The 20602-nt window shown below is 45.4% G+C and carries 21 protein-coding genes; 9 read left to right on the plus strand and 12 right to left on the minus strand.

The window, feature by feature from the left end:
* Nucleotides 1-66: 66 nt before the first annotated feature.
* Both NQ095_RS13180 and NQ095_RS13185 read right to left on the minus strand, forming a co-directional pair.
* On the minus strand, nt 67-708 hold the full coding sequence (locus tag NQ095_RS13180; protein WP_258263931.1) for an SDR family oxidoreductase: 642 nt from the start codon (nt 706-708) through the stop codon (nt 67-69).
* A 347-nt stretch (nt 709-1055) separates the two neighbouring features.
* Nucleotides 1056-1670: an HAD-IA family hydrolase gene (locus tag NQ095_RS13185; RefSeq protein WP_258263932.1), complete on the minus strand. Its 615-nt coding sequence runs from the start codon at nt 1668-1670 to the stop codon at nt 1056-1058.
* A 115-nt stretch (nt 1671-1785) separates the two neighbouring features.
* Between NQ095_RS13185 and NQ095_RS13190 the strand changes: the two genes are divergently transcribed.
* The 5 genes from NQ095_RS13190 to NQ095_RS13210 all read left to right on the plus strand — a co-directional run bounded on the left by NQ095_RS13190 (nt 1786) and on the right by NQ095_RS13210 (nt 3901).
* A complete protein-coding gene (locus NQ095_RS13190) occupies nt 1786-2568 on the plus strand; it encodes a CPBP family intramembrane glutamic endopeptidase (RefSeq protein ID WP_258263933.1) in 783 nt (260 codons plus the stop codon).
* A 33-nt stretch (nt 2569-2601) separates the two neighbouring features.
* On the plus strand, nt 2602-3054 hold the full coding sequence (locus tag NQ095_RS13195; protein WP_258263934.1) for a hypothetical protein: 453 nt from the start codon (nt 2602-2604) through the stop codon (nt 3052-3054).
* Between the two features lie 15 nt (nt 3055-3069).
* Nucleotides 3070-3255: a hypothetical protein gene (locus NQ095_RS13200; RefSeq protein ID WP_258263935.1), complete on the plus strand. Its 186-nt coding sequence runs from the start codon at nt 3070-3072 to the stop codon at nt 3253-3255.
* Between the two features lie 85 nt (nt 3256-3340).
* Nucleotides 3341-3667 carry a YobA family protein gene (locus NQ095_RS13205; protein ID WP_258264052.1) on the plus strand — a complete coding sequence of 109 codons (327 nt, stop codon included), beginning with the start codon at nt 3341-3343 and terminating at the stop codon, nt 3665-3667.
* Nucleotides 3668-3715: 48 nt separating this feature from the next.
* Nucleotides 3716-3901 carry a hypothetical protein gene (locus tag NQ095_RS13210; protein ID WP_258263936.1) on the plus strand — a complete coding sequence of 62 codons (186 nt, stop codon included), beginning with the start codon at nt 3716-3718 and terminating at the stop codon, nt 3899-3901.
* An 81-nt stretch (nt 3902-3982) separates the two neighbouring features.
* Here NQ095_RS13210 and NQ095_RS13215 read toward each other — a convergent pair whose 3' ends face one another.
* Complete coding sequence (locus NQ095_RS13215; protein ID WP_258263937.1) at nt 3983-4861, minus strand: sulfite exporter TauE/SafE family protein; 879 nt, start codon at nt 4859-4861, stop codon at nt 3983-3985.
* Between the two features lie 194 nt (nt 4862-5055).
* On the minus strand, nt 5056-5424 hold the full coding sequence (locus tag NQ095_RS13220) for a YkvA family protein (RefSeq protein ID WP_258263938.1): 369 nt from the start codon (nt 5422-5424) through the stop codon (nt 5056-5058).
* 129 nt (nt 5425-5553) lie between these two features.
* Here NQ095_RS13220 and NQ095_RS13225 point away from each other — a divergent pair, with 129 nt between their 5' ends.
* Both NQ095_RS13225 and NQ095_RS13230 read left to right on the plus strand, forming a co-directional pair.
* Entirely contained in the window at nt 5554-5880 is a 327-nt protein-coding gene (locus NQ095_RS13225; protein WP_258263939.1) for a YnfA family protein, read from the plus strand.
* A 58-nt stretch (nt 5881-5938) separates the two neighbouring features.
* Nucleotides 5939-6502 carry an SAP domain-containing protein gene (locus tag NQ095_RS13230; RefSeq protein WP_258263940.1) on the plus strand — a complete coding sequence of 188 codons (564 nt, stop codon included), beginning with the start codon at nt 5939-5941 and terminating at the stop codon, nt 6500-6502.
* An 84-nt stretch (nt 6503-6586) separates the two neighbouring features.
* Here the strand turns inward: NQ095_RS13230 and NQ095_RS13235 are convergent, their stop codons facing one another.
* The 6 genes from NQ095_RS13235 to NQ095_RS13260 form a co-directional block, all read right to left on the minus strand.
* The gene (locus tag NQ095_RS13235) at nt 6587-8443 is read right to left on the minus strand and encodes a dienelactone hydrolase family protein (protein WP_258263941.1); all 1857 of its coding nucleotides are present in this window, start codon (nt 8441-8443) and stop codon (nt 6587-6589) included.
* 377 nt (nt 8444-8820) lie between these two features.
* A complete protein-coding gene (locus NQ095_RS13240) occupies nt 8821-10380 on the minus strand; it encodes a glycoside hydrolase family 32 protein (protein WP_258263942.1) in 1560 nt (519 codons plus the stop codon).
* Nucleotides 10381-10444: 64 nt separating this feature from the next.
* A complete protein-coding gene (locus NQ095_RS13245) occupies nt 10445-11914 on the minus strand; it encodes a glycoside hydrolase family 68 protein (protein ID WP_258263943.1) in 1470 nt (489 codons plus the stop codon).
* A 209-nt stretch (nt 11915-12123) separates the two neighbouring features.
* Nucleotides 12124-13392, minus strand: coding sequence for an ABC transporter substrate-binding protein (locus tag NQ095_RS13250; protein WP_258263944.1), 1269 nt, complete (start codon nt 13390-13392; stop codon nt 12124-12126).
* Complete coding sequence (locus NQ095_RS13255; RefSeq protein WP_258263945.1) at nt 13389-14546, minus strand: response regulator transcription factor; 1158 nt, start codon at nt 14544-14546, stop codon at nt 13389-13391. The genes NQ095_RS13250 and NQ095_RS13255 overlap by 4 nt, the downstream gene beginning before the upstream one ends.
* A 14-nt stretch (nt 14547-14560) precedes the next feature.
* Nucleotides 14561-16270 carry a cache domain-containing sensor histidine kinase gene (locus tag NQ095_RS13260; protein ID WP_258263946.1) on the minus strand — a complete coding sequence of 570 codons (1710 nt, stop codon included), beginning with the start codon at nt 16268-16270 and terminating at the stop codon, nt 14561-14563.
* Nucleotides 16271-16916: 646 nt separating this feature from the next.
* On the opposite strand from NQ095_RS13260, the gene NQ095_RS13265 reads away from it, so the two are divergent.
* Together NQ095_RS13265 and NQ095_RS13270 are read left to right on the plus strand one after the other, a co-directional pair.
* Nucleotides 16917-18659, plus strand: coding sequence for an ABC transporter ATP-binding protein (locus NQ095_RS13265; protein ID WP_258263947.1), 1743 nt, complete (start codon nt 16917-16919; stop codon nt 18657-18659).
* Nucleotides 18660-18801: 142 nt separating this feature from the next.
* Complete coding sequence (locus NQ095_RS13270) at nt 18802-19278, plus strand: GNAT family N-acetyltransferase (RefSeq protein WP_375162839.1); 477 nt, start codon at nt 18802-18804, stop codon at nt 19276-19278.
* A gap of 39 nt (nt 19279-19317) precedes the next feature.
* On the opposite strand, the gene NQ095_RS13275 is transcribed toward NQ095_RS13270, so the two are convergent.
* Both NQ095_RS13275 and NQ095_RS13280 read right to left on the minus strand, forming a co-directional pair.
* Nucleotides 19318-19758, minus strand: a complete 441-nt coding sequence (locus NQ095_RS13275) for a hypothetical protein (protein WP_258263949.1) — start codon at nt 19756-19758, stop codon at nt 19318-19320.
* Between the two features lie 46 nt (nt 19759-19804).
* On the minus strand, nt 19805-20515 hold the full coding sequence (locus NQ095_RS13280) for a YwaF family protein (RefSeq protein ID WP_258263950.1): 711 nt from the start codon (nt 20513-20515) through the stop codon (nt 19805-19807).
* Nucleotides 20516-20602: the final 87 nt, after the last annotated feature.

Consider the following 20602-nt stretch of genomic DNA (forward strand, 5'->3'; position numbering starts at 1 on the left):
ATGGCCTACCCGTTTTCACATAAAAAAAAGAATGACCATCCAACGATGATCATTCTTTCCTCTTATTTATACGTTTTTAACAGCTTCTTCTATTCCAGTGCTTCCTGAAATAAGATCGAACCCTTTATTAAACGTGCTTGCTTCTGTCAACGATGCCACGATCGTTTTCGCTACATCTTCACGGGGAATCGATCCTCTTTCAAGATTTTCAGCAGCCGATACCTTACCCGTACCTTCTTCATTCAGCAATCCACCCGGACGGATGATCGTATAGGTAAGTCCGCTGTCTTCCAGTGCACGGTCTGCGAAATGCTTTGCCACATAATACGGTTTCAGGGAATCGTTCCAGTTCTCACGGTGATGAGCCTGGAGGGCACTCACGATGATGAAGCGTTCGATTCCCGCCTCTTTTGCGGCCTCCATCGTTTTCACCGCTCCGTCAAGATCGATGAGCAGGGTCTTATCTGAACCTGTGCTGCCTCCTGATCCTGCAGTGAAAACAACAGCATCGGCTCCCTTCAATCCATTTGAGATTTGATCAACCGTACCTTCCAAATCAACCAGTGCAGCTTCCACACCGTCCTGCTCAAACGACTGTACCTGCTCTTCTTTTCTCACGATCGCTCTCGGAGTATGTCCGTCTTTCTTCAAGAATCCGACCACTTGCTTCCCGATCTGTCCATTTGCTCCTACAACTGCTACGTTCATAACCTCATCTCCTTATTCCGATAATTTTAGTATGGATTAATCATCCCATGTTTGGCAGGGGAATGACAAATCATCTGTTTGATGTGTGCTCATATAATGTATCCGAAAGGGGGAATTTCAAAACAAAGATGAGCACATACAGGTGTAAATGGATAACGATTTTGATAAATAGCAGGAAATTGGTAATGTCGTAGACTTCTGTGGAGTTGATTTAAGTTCAGAAAGGGAATTGGTCGAGAGGGATTGCGTCGTTTTCACGATAATTGCGTCATTATTTTTTTATGCATCATTTACCAATATTACCCACAAAAAAACCATCGAGGTCCGTCCCTCAATGGTCTCCATCCTTAAATAATCTTGTACAACTCTTCCGCACTTGTAACCACGTAATCAGCATGGGGATTCTCAACCCGTTCATCTGTAAAGTAGCAGGAACTGATTCCGGCATTTTTTCCTGATTCGAGATCCAAATCGCGGTCACCGATCATGATTGCTTCTGAATGTTCGATATTATGAGTGCGGATAAGGTGCTGAATAGCGTTCGGACTCGGCTTCCGCTCGAACCCATGCTCGGAAGTGATGAAATCAGTGAAGTAGTCCTTAAGCCCATAATTCTCCAACATTGTGATGGCAGATTCGCCTCTGTGTGTGTACAGATAATTCTTTCTTCCGGTTTCATGAATGAACTTACAGATTTCAGCGATTCCTTCAAAGGGCTTGGACAAGTCGAACTCGACTTCTTTTCTGCGGGTATTGTAGGCTGTGATAAACTCGTCACCAATCCCATACTTTTCGCCATAGTGATTGAGTGCGTAAGTCACCGATACCTTCATCTTTTTCATGATATCTTCCAATGGTTCATCGATCCCATTTATTTCAAGGGTTTCCTTGAAACTGCCTGCCATGACAGGGTATGTATCGAAAAGTGTGCCGTCAAAGTCCCAAATGATATGTTTGTACATGTCCAATCCCCTCTCTTATGTAAACTATTTTCATCGTACCACAATGAAAAATGAACAGATACAAAATAGGAAAATTATGCTAAACTATTTTCAACGATTTCCACAGGAGGACTATATGACCCGTTCATCGCATACCTTTTTCCTTATAAGCTCTGCCTCCATATTTTTTACAGGCATCATCCTTCTTTCGTATCGAGCATACGGATGGGGACTTCTGCCGATGCTCGGGCTTCTCATCCTCTATTTATCTATTAATAACAACCGGTCCGTCTCTTCCTTATTCCTATTCTTCCTTATCGGGTTCGTGACCTTCCAATGTACAACAGGCTGGATTAACGGATGGGATATTTCAAAAGAAACCAACATCCTTTTAAACAGAAGTTTTCTTATATTCATCCTAGGGGCCTTAGCCGTCTCACAATGTATAGCAAAGGAAAAGGTCCGATTCTACATGAGATTTCCGGATTGGGGCAAGCGCATCTCCATGCCTTCACATACTATTTCACTGCCCCTTTTTTTATTGATCGGGCTTGCGGGGTCAAGCACCATCTTCATTCCCCTCATCTGGTCGGAGGGAATCAGTGAGATGAAGTCATTATTCCTATTTGCAATAGGATTCACCATCCTGAACGCAACGCTGGAAGAACTCATTTGGAGAGGCGTCTTGCTGTCGTCGTTGATCCGGAAGACCTCTGCCATTTACGCCGTCACGGTGACAAGCATTGGATTCCGACTCCTGCATCTCTCCATCGGGATCTCGCCTCTGCTCAGTCTCTTATTCTCTTTCGGAGGATTATTTTTCAGCATCGTAGTCTTGAAGACAGATAGCATCTATCCTTCTATCGCCTTTCATATGGTAATGAATATGGGGATGGTGTTGAATGGGTGGATAAACTAGATTAAAAACATGATAAACGAAAGGATTTTCATCATGGGATATGTAAAAGGCTTCATCTATTTGCTCATCACTTTCGCCCTGACAGGCTGCATCGCGGAAGATTATGATTTCACACCACCGACCGTCACACTTATGGAGACAGACAGTGTGAATTCTGTTGAATTAACCGAAACCAATATCGATTGGCACGGAGAGAACGAAAAACCATGGGAAAAAGAAACGAAAGAAGTAGTAGACTTCGCCCGGGAACAGGAGGAACTCACCTTTCCATCCGGGCAGCAGGTAGACGTACTTTTTGACAGCGAAGACTTTGCAGTTGAGGAATTACATGCATTCTTATGGCTGGGTAATGAAAAGTGGCATCTGGATATGGATGAGGACCGTACCTTCACATTTCCTAGAGGAAAAGGGTCTTATGTACTGGAGATTGACCTTCAAACGGATAGAGGCAGTGCACAGTATGTTGGAAATATTGTTATACAGTAAATCGGGGGTGAAGAGATGGAAATACCATGGATTATCCTGGGTGGAGTCTTAGGTCTATCATTCTTTTACATGATCATCGAAAGAGCGGTGCGTGACGGAATTAACAACTCGATCATCGGACGCTATCTGGAGGAAAAGCATGAAGTCAAAGAACCACAGGGGGATGAAGATTTATATGACGATACCTACAAGGGGGAATGATGGTTGTTCGGATGAACACTGTCAGTTTCTGCCTCGGTGTAACATCCCTCCTCTCCATCTCGACATATTCAACGAGGTGAATTCAATGAAAAAGATCGGCTATTTTATCCTAATTGTAACCCTACTCCTTCTAAGCTGTGAAAAGCAAGAATTGATTGATGACCACATCTCAGACAAAAAAATCATACATGGAAAGGTCCTTGAAAAACGAAATCAGGGAATGACCCTCGAACTAACCGGGGAATCAAAGAAACGTTATTCTGAAAAGATTCATGTATCTGTACCTGATAAAAAAATGCTAGAGCCTATTGAGGAAGGACAGAATATATCCGTGTGGTTTGATATTATCCGTGAATCCAATCCGCCGCAGACTAAAGCCTTAAAAGTAGAAATCATCGTCACTCCTAACTAAAATATGATAAGATAAATTTAACAATATATGGTATAGAAGGTGAGTACTATGAAATACTTTAAATCCTTTTTAGCATTTGAATGGATCACTATCATCGGAGCATCCATAGCTCTGTACACCCGCTGGGACATTCCACTTTATATTTGTCTTGGAATCGTTGGTCTTGGCATGATTCTTACACTTTATTTCACGAAGAAATATGAAACTATCGCTGGTAAAGTAGAAGATATGTAATGAAGGGAGGAATGGGGATCTAACTAGACTATTCCCCCTAGACACCCCTCCTCCTTTTTCACATTAATTTCACCTATTCTTTTATCCCTTGCCGTTCCTATTCTTCCTCAGACTATAGATGATTCCACCAACCCAAATGACAGTAACTAGAATATACGCTCCCGTGGAAATATCCCCGCTGACCCCTCCCGCTTTCAATAACGTATTGAGGTTTGTAAGGACAATGAATCCTCCCACCAGAACACCGAGGAGATAAGAAGGCATGATTCTTACCAGCCATGCAGCAAGTGGCGCAGCGAGAACGCCTCCAATGACGAACGCCAACACCCAGAACCAGTTGAATTGTTCCCAACCAAGGAACAGAACAAACCCCGCGGTCGCTGAGATCGTAACGATGAATTCACTTGTATCAACCGTTCCTACTACTTCACGTGGGGAAGTATGTTTGTTTGCCATCAGGATGGGGGTGTTGATTGGTCCCCAACCTCCTCCACCAATCGCGTCAAAGAAGCCTGCAATCGCTCCAAGCGGGAAAAGAAATCGTTTCTTTAACAGTTGACCGTCACCACTGGAAGTCACTTCATCCTGTCTCCTGGAAGTGAGCAGGAATCGGACAAATATATACCCTCCCAACAGCAACAGGAACGTGGAAATGTAAGGTTTGATTAAACCTCCCGGAATATTGCTCAGGAATGCTGCCCCTAAGAAAGCACTGATGGCCCCTGGAATTGCCAGCAAGATCGCCATTCGTTTATTAACATTTCCAAATTTATAATGGGAGAAACCCGAAGCCGCAGTCGTAGCAATCTCTGACATATGAATAGAAGCAGATGCAACGGCGGGTGCCACTCCATATGCCAACAATAAGGACGAGGACGTCAATCCAAACGCCATCCCCAGTGATCCATCCACTAACTGTGCGAAAAAACCGACTATAGCAAAGATCAATAATTTTCTCATCTCAATCCCTCATCTCTACAAAATGAATTTAATATTTATTATTTATATAAGATTACTCGGAATTATGTGCGAAAAATTTTTATCAATCAAAAAAGGCTCTGAATCATTTCCAGATTCAAAGCCTTTGGATTACCAATCAGCTATTCTATACATTTGATATTTCAGCTCACCATGAAAATCGTAGCCGATATTCATCACAACTTCCCATCCACCTCAGACGTATCCACATCCTCACCGAACCAGTCCCTCAACTTCGCCTTTGCCTTCCCTTTCACTTCATCATCGATATACATGGACACCTGCAATAAAGCGAGACCCAGTGCGCCAAGGTCATCTGTAAACCCCACCCCCACTGCCATGTCCGGTATGAAATCCGTCGGAAGGATGAAATACCCGAGCGCCCCGATGATGATCATCTTCGACTTTTTTGGAACATCCGGTTTCTGCAGGACAAAATAAAGGAGCAGCGCCGTATAAACGACGGAATGTCCCGCCTTCAAGCCGTACCTTTTCAACTTATCCCAGAACTTTTCCTCTGAATAATGCTTTTCAGTGTTGTCCATTTCATTGCACCTCCGTCAATATACGAGTGAACATCTCTTGTTCCTTTCATTGTAGAAGGTTTGGGGGAAATAGACAAATGTTTGCAAGTCTTGATTTGCGTTATAATTCAAATATAGGGAGTGGTTAACATGCTAAATGCCATCATCTTATTCCTCTTTGCCGGTATTGCCGAAATCGGCGGAGGCTATCTCATCTGGTTATGGCTTCGGGAAGGAAGACCTTCGTATTGGGGGCTTGCCGGCGGAATCGCCTTAGCTCTTTATGGTGTCATTGCCACCTTTCAGTCCTTTCCTTCATTCGGCCGTGTCTACGCTGCTTATGGAGGAGTGTTCATCGTTCTGTCCGTTCTCTGGGGATGGGGAATCGATAAGAAAACGCCTGATATGTATGACTGGGTGGGTGCCGGGATTTGTCTGGTTGGGGTTGGTGTGATGCTGCTTGGACCCAGGCAGTAGACAAAATAGAACGTTTGTTCTAATATGGATGTAAATGGAATTTTAGGAGCTGGTTACATTGAGACCCATCTTAAACAGGGACACCCCGTTCGAAACGTTCAAAGAGTATTACTGGTTAAAGGAAGAGCTGCAAACGTTCTGTCGTCACTATGGAATCAGTGCTTCTGGATCCAAGATAGAGATATCAGAACGAGTTAGCTTTTTCCTTTCGACAGGTGAGATCATAAAACCTGTAAGGAAATCAAAACAGTCAGCAGCCCCTCAAGAAACCTTAAGCCTGGATACCGTTATCACCGAACATCATCGTTGCAGCCAGGAAGTCAGGGCATTCTTTAAATCTGTGATTCCCACATTCCACTTCTCCACCTACATCCAGAACTATTTCAAACTGAATGCAGGAAAGACCTATCGTGATGCAGTTGAAGAATGGCATCATGAGGAAAAGCGTAAGAAAGAGCCGGCATACAAGAAAGAGATCGCGCCACAATTCGAATACAATCAATTCACACGTGACTTCTTTGCTGATCCAAAGAATCAGGGTAAAAAGAGAGCAGATGCCATTGCCGCCTGGAATGAGATTAAGAAGCTTCCGGGTAGTAATAAATATGTGGTGGATAATTGAAATGGTCCGTCCCTCTTTTTTATCCCAACCAGTAAAAAAAGCCCACAATCCATTCAGGATATTTGTGGGCTTTCGGTATTTATCTTAAAGCTGAGTCAACGTATTCGTCACCGTCATGATCGTAATGATAAACGCATTGATGAATCCTGCTAGATAAGGATTTCCTGTCACTTTGTAAATCTTACGGGAAACTATGGCTGCCACCATCAGGATCACGATGATCGGGAACAACCAGATTCCGATGATGTGGGATAAATCATTGTAATAAACTTCCCCTGTCACAAAGAAGGAAATGTACTGAATGGCAACCAGGATGATGATGGCAAGTGAATTGAACAGGGTTAATACTGCCGTGTTCATCCATTCTTTCTGCCCGAGTTTGATAAAGTTAAAGCTATTGATGGCAATGGAGTTCGCTACATAGAATACCAGGAAGAAAGGCAGATACTTCAAAGCAATCAACAGCTTATCCGGCGTGAATGCTTTCACGGTCAGCACCCATAACCGAAAGTCCGTCTTGAAAAAATAATCCGCTATGAACACCATGCTATAGGATAATGCCGTGACACAAAGGGCAAGCCCGATCGTTTTCACCAGTGTTCGGAAGCTGATGACCACCCCTGTCGCCCTTAGGTCCATTCCGTTCTTCCTGGAATAGAAGAAGTAGCACGCCCCCACAACAATCAGTGTAAAGATACCAGTGACCAAACACCACATCCCTATATAAAAAGGCGGGAACTGTGGAAAGAAAGGTGTAATATGTTCTACAGACCAAGTGGATAACTTCAAGTAACTGAAGTAGGAAACGAATGCACCCGCAATGAGGCCACTCCAGAACCATAGCTTCCCTCCTCCATCACGGAATGTCATTGGCTCTGCTTCCTTTTCAGCTCGTAGTGAAGCAAATGCTTCAGTGAAGAGAAGCCATTTGGTGATGCTCACGATAAAAATCACAAATCCGACCAATCCCAAAGCATTAAAGAACACTTTGTACTGCCAGATCTGATTGTCCGCCGCTATTGGATGAGGCGCTCCAAGAGAATCCTCGAAAAACTCCAGGGAACTCGTCACGACATTCTTGGAAATATGGTTCCACGGATGGATTTGGGCAGGATTATAAATGACCCTCGCTGCTTCTTCACCGTCTACGTCTTCCTTATAAATCTCGTAGCTCTTCCGCTTCTCTCCGCCGGATGGATCAATCCCAAAATTCAGGAAAGATTGGGCAGGTTCCGTATCAATGAAGTCCCTTGGAACAGTGGCAGTTCCGTCCTCTCTCAAACTTCTGAAGAAAAATTCGTCGTACTGAGCAGCCACAATCCCGACATCCCTCGCCCCATACACATTTACATATTCCTTATCCTTCGGCTGCATTGACCAATAGAGTGGTTCTGCAGGATCATTGGTATACATAGCATCATTGGCAATTAACAGTACCGACGAAATCAACTGCTCATCCTTCTTATTATCTTCATTGATGGACCAGTTGGCGGCACGTGCCCCATTGGAATGACCTGTCACACCGATTTTACTCTTATCTACATAAGGAAGATCCGCCAGAAGCTCCACGGCATCATACATGCCCGTCCCCCGGTTCATCCATTCTTCCGGTTTCACAGCATCGGAATTTCCGTGTCCGTACATATCAATCGAAATGACGACGTACCCGCGTCTTGCAAGCTCCACATAATTCAGATCCTGCATCTCCCGCGTATTATACCAGCCGTGACTTGTCACAATTCCCGGTAACGGATTGTCTTTTGACACATCATCTGGAACATATAGCAAAGCACTCATCATGTGGCCCGAAGCCGTTTCCCAGCGAAGATCCTTCACAGTCACCTTCCCACCTGACGTTTGTACAAACCAGGCACCTATCGCACTGATTAAACACAAGACCAAAGCAATGACAACCCAACGGAACGACTTCCTTTTGCCCATCTCTAAACCCCCTGTAGCTCGTTCTTATAGGTTTGTGGTGTGGATAACCCTACAGTATAAGGATATTGGGGTTGTCAGAAAAAAAGACCTGGGGGCAATAGATTGATATCTATATGAGAGAAGGTCCGTCCTCCATATTGAGGGACGGACCTTCAACATTTCCTGCAACCTCTGTAAATCCCCGAGAACAAACTCAAAATCAAAATCTTACTAATCGCTGTCAACCCGGCTATGAAACCGCCAAGTGTTCTCGCTTTCAATGTCTGATCTTCCGTCAGTCAATTCACCAAATCGGTTCACTACCCAAAATCGTATGAAAGAGAAAGACCAATAACGAATCCACAGGCAAGTCCGTGTAAGAATGGGAACCACCAAGCTCAACTGGATTTTAGCTTCTCCACCATTAGCTTCTTAAACGTCACTTTTCCCCCTTCTGAAAACAAAGAAATCCCCCTATCGTGAGTTCGCGGAAAGACCAAATTTGATTGGACAATCCGACCACCTTCCATAAACACCTCGACACTCGTCTTATCCACTAAAATGGTGACATGAAGCTGTTTATCAGCGGAATAGAATGGTGCCTTGCTTTCCACAAATGTCCCTTTTCTATCGGGTTGATCAGTAAAGCTTCTGTTCAAGTAAGAGTAGTCGCCTTCAAGTGAGATTCCCACATCGATATGTCGGGATTGGTCTTCGGACTCTCGTAATCTGAAACCGACTTGATCAGCATCCTCCCACGAAATATCCGCCTCAATTCGATAAGTTTCCCCTTCAAAATCCAGCTTCTTTGTTTCATTTTCCACAGTAACATCCTCAAACATCTCCGTAGATTCCACCAACCCATCAAGCGCTTCAATAGGCACGGAAGCAAGATAGTACCCACTCTCAGAATCACCATCCAACCTAATCTCCCTCACAATCGAATCCGTGCCATTAAACCCATCATGCTCCATCGTCGGAGTGTTATCCGCATAAAACCACTTATTCATCCAGGCAAACGCATAACGCTTCTCTTCTTTATCCTCAGCTTTACCGTCTTCAAACGTAACTCCACCGTACCAGTCAAATCCATAGTCCAACCACTGTGGATCGGACTGATTGGCTTCAAACCCCATGCCATTGAACTCCCCTGTCCAATAAGCATACGTATTAGGTTCCCCGATTGCTTCTCCATTAGCGCTCACTCCAAGCACCCACTTCATCGTGCCATCGGTGGCCCTTATTTTAAATAGATCCGGGCATTCCAACACCCCTAAGTCTGATGTCTGAAAATCCCCAGTAAATGTCCAGTCCTTCAGATTCTCAGATTCATAGAATCCTATCTTGGATCCTTCTGCCATGAGCATGACCCACTTGTCACGTTCGTCATCCCTGACGACCTTCGGATCACGGAAATCCTCTACTCCCGGGTTATTCAGGACAGGATCTTCACTGTAATTCTTGAAAGTTTTACCTTCGTCGGTACTCACCCACATGTATTGCTCCTGCTCGCCGGTTTCACCGGTTGGCTGGGTCACGATCGCAATGAAGGCATCTTTTCCGAAACCTGCGGTGTTCTCCCGGTCAATGACGACGGAGCCGGACCAGGGGTCACCGTTTTTGTTGGTGTATTTCGGTATCGACACTCCCTGGTCTTCCCAGTGAAGCAGGTCTTCGGATACGGCGTGGCGCCATTCGGTTCCATTGCCTTCGGGGTAGTCTTTGTTATAGAGATAATAGTAATGGTATTTCCCTTTATAGTAGACCGGCTTTTGCGGGTCATTTTTCCATTTGTCCGGGGTCGTGAAGTGATAGGAGGAGCGGTAGGAACCATCCTCATCTACAAGCTGCTCTTTGTCTTTTTCGCGTGCCTTTGTCCACCATGCAGCCGCTCCAGCCATTAGGACGATCAGAACAATCAACATGACGATTCCCTTCTTCCTCTTTTCTAGTTCCATTTTTCCACCACCTACTAAAAAAAGAAAATGCCATCTCTGACATTTCCTTTTTTGAAGTTTGCTATTATTGCCCGTCGTACGTGATTTGACCTTGCTCCAGGATGCCGTTTTCTACAACAGAAGATTTCTTGTTGTTGATATCAAGCAGGAATGATGGAGCGAATGTTGATTTGTGGTCTTGGAAGTATCCACGGTTGGTCATGTAGCTGGTTACGACGAATTTGTCCGATTCTTTTTGAGGGATGACATAGTGTGCATACGTCCAAGTGACGTCGTTTGGATCAAGGTCCTGATGAAGGACAATTCCCGTTTTGTTCATTGGTTTAAATGGTCCTGTTAGTGAGTCGGCTACATATCCGAGCATGTAGATGTCTTCATCGTCAGTTCCTTCGATGGTCATTTTTGATCCCCGTGTGCTTGTGAACAGGTAGAACTTGCCGTCTTTTTTGAAGATGTTCGGGCGTTCAATTTCGTCTGTTACCGTGTTGGAAACCAGCAGCGGCTTCATTTCTTTCTTGATGGTATAGTCATCGTTGATTTCGATGATTCCCATGGCGCCGTTGGCAAGCTCTGCCAGGTCTTTCTTAGGGCTTTCCTGAAGGGCTTGGAATTCCTTCTTGAAAAAGTTCATTCCGTTTCCGTAGTATGCGCGGTTATAAAGAGAATCTTCCCCGGAATAGCCATACTCTGTTCCAGTGTTTGCTTCGAATACCAAGTATTTTTTACCGCCGTCTTCGATGTAGTGCGGGTCACGGAGCGTATGGTTGTTCATGAAGTTTCGGTCTTCAAATGCTTTCCCGACAGTTTCATACGTATCTCCGTCGCCACCGCTGTAGATGGATTTGTGATCCTTAACTCCGTCGATATTCAATTTGTTTGACGTTTGTTCAGAGATATTCACTTGAGCCGTCGTCAATGATTGACGTCCAAACAGGCCCTTGCTTTCATTGAAATCTCCACGGTTCGTGTAGAATAAACGGATGTCACCGTCTTCTGTATAGAGGGCGGATCCAGACCATTCCTCTACCTGACCTTTTAACGTTTCGTCGTTCGCTTTGTATTTGTCTTCATCGTCGAAGACACGGCCAGCGTTTTTCCAGGCATCGATGGAATCGTCGCCGACTTTTTTATAGAACATGTAGATAAAGGTGTCGTTGGCATTTTCCGGATCACCGGCGAGTCCGAAGACGATGTGGTAGCCGTTGTACTCAGCGACTGTGCCGTCTGCGTTTTGAAGCGGCCATGTATCCCATACATCCATTTTGATTTCATTTCCGTTTTCATCAATCTTGGTTGCTGATTCTACATTTTTGATGGATGATGCGTCAAAGGAAGGGACCTTGAATTGGGCGTCTTGCTGCTGTCCGACCATGTTTTTCATGTCCTGGCGGGTGATCTGTGACGTTCCGTACGTTTCTTTGTATCCTTTTTCCGGAGCTTCGTTGGCAGATGCCGATGTGATGATGCCTCCGAACAGAATGGATGCACTTAACGAAACAACGGTTGCTTTAGTGACAAATTGATGATAGTTCATTATGTATTCCTCCTATAAGATCGTATTCCGTATGGCGATTCAAGTTCGCCTTACATTTATCAGTATAAGAGGTGGGACCAGAACTGGATATGGCATGGTTTGATGTCATTTTCGTCTTAAATTGATAAAGGGGAAGATGGGCTCATATGGGGGATAGAAGTCATGTGAAAAACGACCGCCCATCTGGACGAGTCGTTTAACTGCCTGGCCTAAGAGGAGGATGAAAGACACGCGCCTTCCTTCCAGGCCATGTCAAACTCTTCTAATGCTTCTTGCCTTGAGCTTTCTTTATCGATGTAATCCTGCATGATTTCACCCATCTCCCGCTTGCTGCAAGGGGAAAAGGAGGACCAGTTGAAGGTGTCCGTCTCATTGATGAGCTTCAGGGTTTCCTTACCAAGTGGACCGATATCCTTAACAGGGATGTCCTTGAAAGCCGGGATAAAGTGGAATTCTTCCGTCAAGTATGCCTTGCCTTTTTCGGATGACACCATCCAGTTCAAGAATTTTTTCGCTTCCCGTTTTTCCTCTAGGGAGGATTGGGAGTTGATGACCCAGAACCCGGGGACGCCTGCCAATATCCTGCTCTCTTCACGATCACCAAGAGGCACGGGGAACATGCCGGCGGATATTGTTTTTCCTTCCAATAGCGGCTGGATCCAGTTTCCCTGCAGAATCATGGCGGCCTTTCCTTCTGTAAACTGTTCGAGTTCTGTATAATAATCCGTACTTGTCGGGCGCTTATTTCCGTAACGGACTGTCAGATCGATGAGGGTGAATAGATCCTGGAAAGCAGCGTCTTCATTGAAACTTGCTGAACCATCTTCCAGTCCTTGAGTGAATCCTCTCTCAGACTGGGCAAAGGCAACACTCACCATATGATGCCCGAGCTTCCAATCCTCATAATAACCGTTGGCGAAAGGCATGATCCCCTTGCCTTCCAGCTTGGCTGCCGCTTCCTTCAGATCCGGGTATGTGGATGGTGGTGAGGTGATGCCGGCACTGGCAAAGAGTTCCCGGTTGTAGACGATTCCGAACCCTTCAATATTCATCGGCATTCCATATACCTTATTATTAAGGGTGATACCCGACAATACATTTTCTGACGCCCTGTCGACCCATGGTTCTTCTGACAAATCCTCTAAGAACCTGCTCCATTCTTTCGCCGCTTCCCGTCCGAGGTTGGTGAAGATATCCGGTCCTTTTCCTGCTGCAAGCTTCGCCGTGATATCGGAGTAATCATCCGCCGCTCCTCCTACCGTTTCCACTTTGATGGCAACTCCTGGGTGCTCATCCTCATATGCGGAAACCATCTGTTCGAACTCACTGGCGATTTCCACCTTGGGATTTCGGATTGTAAGAGTGACCTTATCTTCCTCAGGTTGTGATTCTTTCTTCTGTTCTTGCTCCCCGCCGCAGGCTGTTAGCGTGACAGAAAGAAAGCCGATGATGAAAACTTTAAGCAGTGTTGGTTTCATTCTGATTCCCCGCTGGATCGGTACTCAAACGGCGTCTTTCCGGTCACTTTTTTGAATAGTTTGGAAAAGTATTTCTCATCTTGATAGCCGAGCATCGTGGCAATGGAGTAAATCGAATCTTCTGTCCCGGCAAGCCACGTCTTCGCCTGCCCTACCCGGAGAATTGTCACGAACTTCGACAGATTCATACCCGTTTCTTTCTTGAACGTCCTTGAAATATGCTCACGGGTGAGGAAAAACATTTTCGACAGCTTTTCTAGAGAAATATCTTCCATATAGTAGGTCTCAACATAAGAGACAATCTCCTTTATCCTCCTCGCCGCCTCCATTTCATCCGGGCGGCGGATCGTCCGGTACTGATTCTGTTCGAGTTGCCGGGATAGTCTTTTGAACACTTCCGGGGTGGATCTCTGGGAATCAAGTTTGTCCTGGACGAGGCGGACGGGAACGGTCATGTTCTCACTCAACCACTCTTCTGCATAAAGCCACTGATTCTCCATAGTGAACACGATGCACAGGTTCTCCACTTCAAGATAGGTGAATGCCCTACCGATTCTCCTGGATCTGAGTTCCTCATCCAGGGCGTCGATATGTATTTTGGGACGATTCTTCCCATAGAAAAAGAGAAGCGTCATGTCCATTTTCTCTTCATCAGGAAGAAGGCTGGCAGCGGCATCTTCCTCTACGCTCTCACCTGAACAGATGGTGGTGATGATCTGATTACTCCTCAGTTTCAATGCCTCTTCCAGGATTTCTCCCTGCTCGATTCCCTCTGACGCTTCCACTTTTACTGCCTCGACTACTTTTTCAAGCACTTCCTGAAACGCTTCTTCCTCTATGGGCTTAAGTAAATAATCGAAGCTGTTCAGCTGGATAGCCTTCCTCATGTAGGTATAGTCGTCATATCCTGTGATCAGGATGATCTTACCCTTGAAGGGAAGCTGATTGATTTCTTCTATGAGTTCCATCCCCGACATCTTCGGCATTTTAATATCTGTCAAAACGATATCCGGTTTCTCATGTTGGATGATCCCAAGTGCCTCGACTCCATTTGCCGCCTCCAGGATCTCCGTGATGCCAAGTCTGTCCCATTCCCCAAGCTGACGGAGGACGTTTCTGACATTCCGTTCATCATCCACGATCAATGCTTTCATTTGGTTTCCCCTCCCTAACGGTCTTCACGGAATGGAAGCGTCATGATGACCCTGAATCCATTCCCTTCCATCCGATCTATCTTAAACGATGCTTCTTCATTGAAATTCAACTGCAGGCGTTCATAAATGTTCTTCAGCCCGATACCTGATGTCACAGAACCTTTCTTGTGCAATGAAGCTTGGAGCCGCTCCAGTTCTTCAACTGTCATGGAGCTCCCTGTATTTTGAACGATGAATGTCATCAGGTCCCCTTCTTTTTTTCCTCGTATGATCAAAGAAGAGTGCTCATATCCTTCTTCATAGCTATGCTTGACATAATTCTCCACAAGGGGCTGGAGAATCATGCTCGGAATTGATGCGGAAAGGACCTCTTCTTCGACACTTATTTCAGCCTGGACACACTCCCCGAAGCGTTCCTTCTGCAGGGAAAGGTACGCTTCGATATAGGCGAGCTCATCTTTGACCGTGACCCATTGATCCGCATGGAGGGAATACCTCATCATCTTCGACAGGGAGGTGATGAGCTTGTAAACATCCTTCGCATTGGACCTAAGGGAGACAGCGCCGATCGTCTGAAGGACATTGAAAAGAAAATGTGGATTCACTTGTGACTTAAGGGCACGAAACTGATTGGTACGGCTTTCGATTTCCAGCCTATATTCCCGATCGATATGCTGATTAATCCGATTCATCATTTCGTCCATATGTTCCTCCAGGTGCCCGAGTTCATCCTTCCGGGAAGTGGAGAAGTCGATGTCCAGATTGCCGCCTTCAATGCTCCTTACCTTTTCACTTAAGTGGACGATGGGCTTCGTGATGATATGGGAAATCACCATCACCATGATGACTCCAAGAATCACTACACCGACACCTAATAGAATATTCGAGTACGCCGTCTCATTTACGTCCTTGAACAGAGCATCTTTCGGAATGATTTTCACGAGCTTCCAGTCTTCCAACTCTCCTCCAAGGTTAACTTTCAGAACGAGCTCATCGGGAGACGCTTCTCCTTTGAAGGTCTTCCCTTTCCCACTGGAGTAAATAGTGGTCCCCTTTTCGTCGAGGAGGGCCACCCGCGCGTCCCCCGTATCGGATAAATGCCTGATGATTGATCCGTACGAATTCACCTCCAGGTCCATCGACAAAAAGCCCAGGAATTCTCCCGTAAGGATATTCTTCACTTTGTGATGAATGGTGATGACCTTCGTTTTATCCGATTCTGGAATAATGGCCGCATTGGTGGCATTCTCAATCACATGCGGTGCCTCAATCAGATAATTCCCATCTGACTTGTAAAGCTCTTTAAATATGGGGGTATCGAGAAAATCCTTCTGTATCTTCGGCGCACTGAACTTCGAACGATACACTGTCAACGCCTCTTCATCCCGTTTGAAATAAAAGCCCAGCTGTCGGATATCAGGTCGGGAAACAGAAAAAATCTTCATGCTTCTCTCGAAGGAATCCTCTCGATCACCTTCCAGTCCCTGTTCGAACACCTGTAACACGTCGGGATCGTTGTAAAGGGCGTAAGGCAGTGAAATGATTTCCCCGAAATACCGTTCCAGCACGGATCCGCTTTCCTTCAATTCTTCCCGGCTCGTCTCAACCTCATGTTCCTCGACACTCGTCTTCGTGTTGCTGTAAATGATGAACACCGACAGAAAATACGGCAGGATGATGAACAGAATCAGCATCCCTAACAGCCTGCTGCGGACACTTCGCATCGGCACCGCCCCCTTTCTTTCTGACAAAAACACTATAATAGTGCCGGAAGACCGTCAATGATCCGGAAGTCGCAAGCAGTGGCTGAATATAGCCCATTTGCATTAGGTTGCACATGGGAAAGACGGTTTATGTTTTTGATGGGGTGTGGGTGCAGGCCATTTTAGGACGCAGGGAGCTTCACGTGCGCCAACTACAGACGAGTTGTTCTTTACTATCTCTTCTTTCTCTATAGATCTACTGTCTGTTTTCGCTTCGGTTCCATGGGTGATTCACATTGTTTTGGGCATGGGAAATAGGGGGTCACCATGTTACGTGAAGACCCTTGAATTATATTATTGTTCTACCTTACAACCACGTGCCTCTCATATGTATTGCCCCCCTCACCCTCAATCTTTATATATTGACTTGAATCAAAACTGGATACCTTGTGATACAATTTTTCCGATCTGATTAATTATCAGAAAATTAACTTTATTTTTCCTCATCCCCATCATACAATGAATATATCGAAATTAAAGGAGGCTGTTTTCATGAGAAACATTGCTATGGTAACCGTTCGAATATATAAGGGTGGAACACCTTTTTAACGTTGACGGTCTTCCCCCTTATATGTGTTTTGTGAACTAACACATAAAGGGGTATGTTATGTCATTTCCAGTGAAAAAATTTCTTTCGTATTACAAACCGTATCGTTCGATTTTTCTTAGTGTATTGTTCTGTGCTTTGATCACGTCTTCCCTGACTCTCGTTTTTCCGTTGCTTGTTCGTTATGTGACGAAGGATGTTCTCTCAGGAAGTCTTTCCACGGCTTTTGCCGATGTCCTTTGGGTCGGCGGAGTGATGGTGATTCTTGTCTGCGTCCAAAATGTCGGGAATTATATTGTGGATTACAAGGGGCATGAGATCGGTGCACGAATGGAGACCGATATGAGGGATGAATTATTCGCTCATCTGCAGAAGCTTTCTTTCAGTTTTTATGATAGAGAGAACACCGGCCGGCTGATGAGCCGTGTGACAAATGATCTCTTAATGGTATCGGAGCTTTACCATCACGGTCCTGAAGATTATGTGAAATATCTCGTTCGGTTTCTTGGAGCGTTTGTGATTCTGTTCTGGATCAATGCGCCTCTTACCCTTACCGTCTTTTGCTTCTTTCCGGTCCTTGGGTTCTTTTCACTTTATTTCAATAAGAGGCTGAACCGGGCGCTGACGGATAACAAAGAGCGGATCGGCGACATCAATGCCCAGGTGGAGGATTCCTTATCCGGGATCCGCGTTGTTCAGTCGTTTGCCAATGAATCTCTTGAAATCAGGAAATTCAATGTGGAGAATCAACGGTTTCTCGAGAGCCGCAAGGGAACCTACCGGGCAGAGGCTTACTTCTATAACGGGACGGAAGCGTTCATTCAGCTGATTACGATCACCATCGTCATCTTCGGATCCATTCAGATTGTAAATGCGACCCTTGACCTGGCTGATTTGATTACCTTTCTGCTGTATATAGGCTTTATGATCGAACCGATCCAGAGGCTCACTCATATGAGTACGCAATTCCAGGAGGGGGTTACAGGATTTCAGCGATTCATGGAAATCATGAATACCCAACCGGTGATCGAGAATGAACATGAAGCAAAGTCCCTGGCAAACGTGAAGGGACACATCTTATTGAAAAACATTTCATTTCATTACGATTCGTCCTTGGAAGCGGTATTCAAAGATCTTTCCCTGGAGATTCTTCCAGGTGAATACGTAGCGATGGTTGGACCATCTGGAGCGGGAAAAACGACCCTTAGCTCTTTGATTCCCCGTTTTTATGATGTCACGGCTGGCGGGATTTATGTCGATGGTGAAAATGTGAAAGACCTGGATTTGCATTCTCTCAGAAGCAACATCGGAATCGTGCAGCAGGATGTGTACCTTTTTTCCGGCACTGTCATGGAGAATATCCGCTATGGTCGTCCCGAAGCGACAGACGAAGAGGTGATGACGGCTGCTCAGAAAGCGAACGCCGATGAATTCATTACCTGTTTGCCACAAGGTTATCATTCCGAAATCGGGCAGCGCGGAGTCAGGTTATCCGGCGGGCAGAAACAGCGGCTCAGTATCGCCCGTGTCTTCTTGAAGAACCCGCCGATCCTCATTCTCGACGAAGCGACGAGTGCCCTGGATAATGAAAGCGAAAGCATCGTCAAGGAATCCCTGGAGTTGCTGGCACAAGGTCGGACCACGCTTGTAATCGCCCATCGCTTATCGACGATCAGGAACGCCGGAAGAATAGTAGTGTTGTCAGATGGAAAGATTGTTGAGGAAGGGACACATGAATCACTGCTAAAGCTAGATGGTCCTTATTCCAGACTGTATTCAAAACAGTTTGAGGTTCACGTGTAAATCGAGAAGGCTCTCATACCATTTTGGAGTGAGAGCTTCTTTACTTTGACATAAGATAATCTTATAACTTTTCATAAAATAAATATTATTCACTTATTAGATTAATTCCGTTAGCATAGAAGCTATCCATAACGTTTTCTTTATGAGGAGGATTCACTTGGAGAGAGAATTGCACTTTAGAGAAGCTGTTGAAAGAGACGTGGATCGGATCGTCGAAATGCTCGCTGATGATGTGCTTGGCAGTATACGTGAACGTTACGAACATCCCCTTCCCGAAAGCTATATACAAGCATTTAAAGCCATTGATTCTGATCCGAATAACGAATTAGTGGTCGCTTGTGATGGAGAAAAAGTAGTCGGTGTGCAGCAAATCACGTTCACTCCATACCTCACTCATCAAGGCGGATGGAGAGCGACGATTGAAGGTGTCAGGACCTCTGCTTCTGTAAGAGGGGAAGGCGTGGGTACGAAACTGATTCAGTGGGCCATAGCTCGTGCAGAGGAACGGGGATGTCACCTCATTCAATTGACGACGGATAAGCAAAGGCCGGATGCATTGAGATTTTATGAGAGATTGGGCTTTAACGCCACCCATGAAGGGCTGAAGCTTAAGCTGTGAGACATGACAAAACGCTTGGAGATCCAAGCGTTTTGTGGTTTACCTCACTTCCACTGAAAATGCATAACTGCCGTCCCCCTGCTTCCAGTGGGCCACCAGATGATACATATAGATCCCTTTCCGGTCAGGGACCATGATCGTATGATTCTTCAGTTCTACCCTCTTTACCTGTTCCTCCCCAATCCATTGCTCAGCTTCCACCTTCTTTGGTTTCTTATTGAACGTTACCTTGATCTTCTCCCCGGGAGAAACGGCCGTTGGTTTATATTCCTCTCCCATGGCCACAATACTGCCATATGCCTTATCTACACAATGCCCTGAAAAGAGTCCGTCCCAACAATAGGAGCCTTGTGTCGTCGGAATGGCGACTTCTCCTGCTGTGACGATTGCTGTCGGTGGCGATGTTTGAAATGGTTTGATCATAAACACAATTATTGCGATCACTGCAATGATATTAGCCATTGCCAATATCTTTCTCATGGCCATCACCCCTTTCCAACTTTAGACGTATCCCATAAGAAAAGGGTTATCCCTTGACCCTCTCCCTCTTCACAAGCTCACCCATAGGAAGATACGTTAGGAAAAACACGACAAGTGCCGCAATTTCCAGATTAATATAATATATGACTCCCTCTCCGAAAAAGGACAAGATTGTTTTAGATTCAGTGGGATTTGCCAGATAGAAGAAATTCGTATCGAGAAGGATATTCAGGAAAAAGATCGGCAGGGCGAGAATATTGACCATGAGAAAGCCGGTCCATACAGCTCTTTTCGGCACACGATATCCCTCATATACGATGAAATAAAGGACGGACCACGCAATGGCTGCATGATGAAGGAAATATTTAAGAAAGCGGAAATGAGGAAATTGGTAGGCTATTTCAGGTGTCACCATACTCAGAATCGGAGGGAGAAATCCAATAAAGAAGAGCAAGTAAAAAGCTTTACGATTCGGTTTGAGGAATACATAAATGGCGATGAACGTACTGAGAGAACAAAGCTGGAGGGGCAGATCTCCCACCTCCCACGTACCGGTGGCCACGAGCCAGGTATGCCAAGACAATTCACTCAGCACCAACATCCAAAAAAGCGTCCATTTCAACACGGGCTGATATCTCTTCAGGAAATGCCTGAAGTACACAAGCCAGAATGATATCACCACAAACATCAAAAGCACCGAGATATGGGGAACAGAAAACAATTCGAACGTCTGCATCTCTGTTACGGAAAACATCATGCCACCCCTATTCCTTTTGAAAAGTGGTTATCAGGGATAGTTTATTCGGCATAGGGGTTGACTAAGAACGGCTTGCAGAAATAGAAA

Origin of the sequence: Rossellomorea sp. SC111, from assembly GCF_024733565.1 — a bacterium.
In the GTDB taxonomy this organism is placed as follows: Bacteria; Bacillota; Bacilli; order Bacillales; family Bacillaceae_B; genus Rossellomorea.

Excerpts from the sequence above, each read along its gene's own strand:
- NQ095_RS13225 (WP_258263939.1), top strand. The coding sequence starts at position 5,554 with ATGCTAAATGCCATCATCTTATTCCTCTTTGCCGGTATTGCCGAAATC.
- NQ095_RS13245 (WP_258263943.1), bottom strand. The coding sequence starts at position 11,914 with ATGAACTATCATCAATTTGTCACTAAAGCAACCGTTGTTTCGTTAAGT.
- NQ095_RS13235 (WP_258263941.1), bottom strand. The coding sequence starts at position 8,443 with ATGGGCAAAAGGAAGTCGTTCCGTTGGGTTGTCATTGCTTTGGTCTTG.
- NQ095_RS13270 (WP_375162839.1), top strand. The coding sequence starts at position 18,802 with ATGAGGAGGATTCACTTGGAGAGAGAATTGCACTTTAGAGAAGCTGTT.
- NQ095_RS13240 (WP_258263942.1), bottom strand. The coding sequence starts at position 10,380 with ATGGAACTAGAAAAGAGGAAGAAGGGAATCGTCATGTTGATTGTTCTG.
- NQ095_RS13200 (WP_258263935.1), top strand. The coding sequence starts at position 3,070 with ATGGAAATACCATGGATTATCCTGGGTGGAGTCTTAGGTCTATCATTC.
- NQ095_RS13250 (WP_258263944.1), bottom strand. The coding sequence starts at position 13,392 with ATGAAACCAACACTGCTTAAAGTTTTCATCATCGGCTTTCTTTCTGTC.
- NQ095_RS13220 (WP_258263938.1), bottom strand. The coding sequence starts at position 5,424 with ATGGACAACACTGAAAAGCATTATTCAGAGGAAAAGTTCTGGGATAAG.
- NQ095_RS13215 (WP_258263937.1), bottom strand. The coding sequence starts at position 4,861 with ATGAGAAAATTATTGATCTTTGCTATAGTCGGTTTTTTCGCACAGTTA.
- NQ095_RS13185 (WP_258263932.1), bottom strand. The coding sequence starts at position 1,670 with ATGTACAAACATATCATTTGGGACTTTGACGGCACACTTTTCGATACA.
- NQ095_RS13180 (WP_258263931.1), bottom strand. The coding sequence starts at position 708 with ATGAACGTAGCAGTTGTAGGAGCAAATGGACAGATCGGGAAGCAAGTG.
- NQ095_RS13255 (WP_258263945.1), bottom strand. The coding sequence starts at position 14,546 with ATGAAAGCATTGATCGTGGATGATGAACGGAATGTCAGAAACGTCCTC.
- NQ095_RS13260 (WP_258263946.1), bottom strand. The coding sequence starts at position 16,270 with ATGCGAAGTGTCCGCAGCAGGCTGTTAGGGATGCTGATTCTGTTCATC.
- NQ095_RS13265 (WP_258263947.1), top strand. The coding sequence starts at position 16,917 with ATGTCATTTCCAGTGAAAAAATTTCTTTCGTATTACAAACCGTATCGT.
- NQ095_RS13280 (WP_258263950.1), bottom strand. The coding sequence starts at position 20,515 with ATGATGTTTTCCGTAACAGAGATGCAGACGTTCGAATTGTTTTCTGTT.
- NQ095_RS13210 (WP_258263936.1), top strand. The coding sequence starts at position 3,716 with ATGAAATACTTTAAATCCTTTTTAGCATTTGAATGGATCACTATCATC.
- NQ095_RS13205 (WP_258264052.1), top strand. The coding sequence starts at position 3,341 with ATGAAAAAGATCGGCTATTTTATCCTAATTGTAACCCTACTCCTTCTA.
- NQ095_RS13275 (WP_258263949.1), bottom strand. The coding sequence starts at position 19,758 with ATGAGAAAGATATTGGCAATGGCTAATATCATTGCAGTGATCGCAATA.
- NQ095_RS13190 (WP_258263933.1), top strand. The coding sequence starts at position 1,786 with ATGACCCGTTCATCGCATACCTTTTTCCTTATAAGCTCTGCCTCCATA.
- NQ095_RS13195 (WP_258263934.1), top strand. The coding sequence starts at position 2,602 with ATGGGATATGTAAAAGGCTTCATCTATTTGCTCATCACTTTCGCCCTG.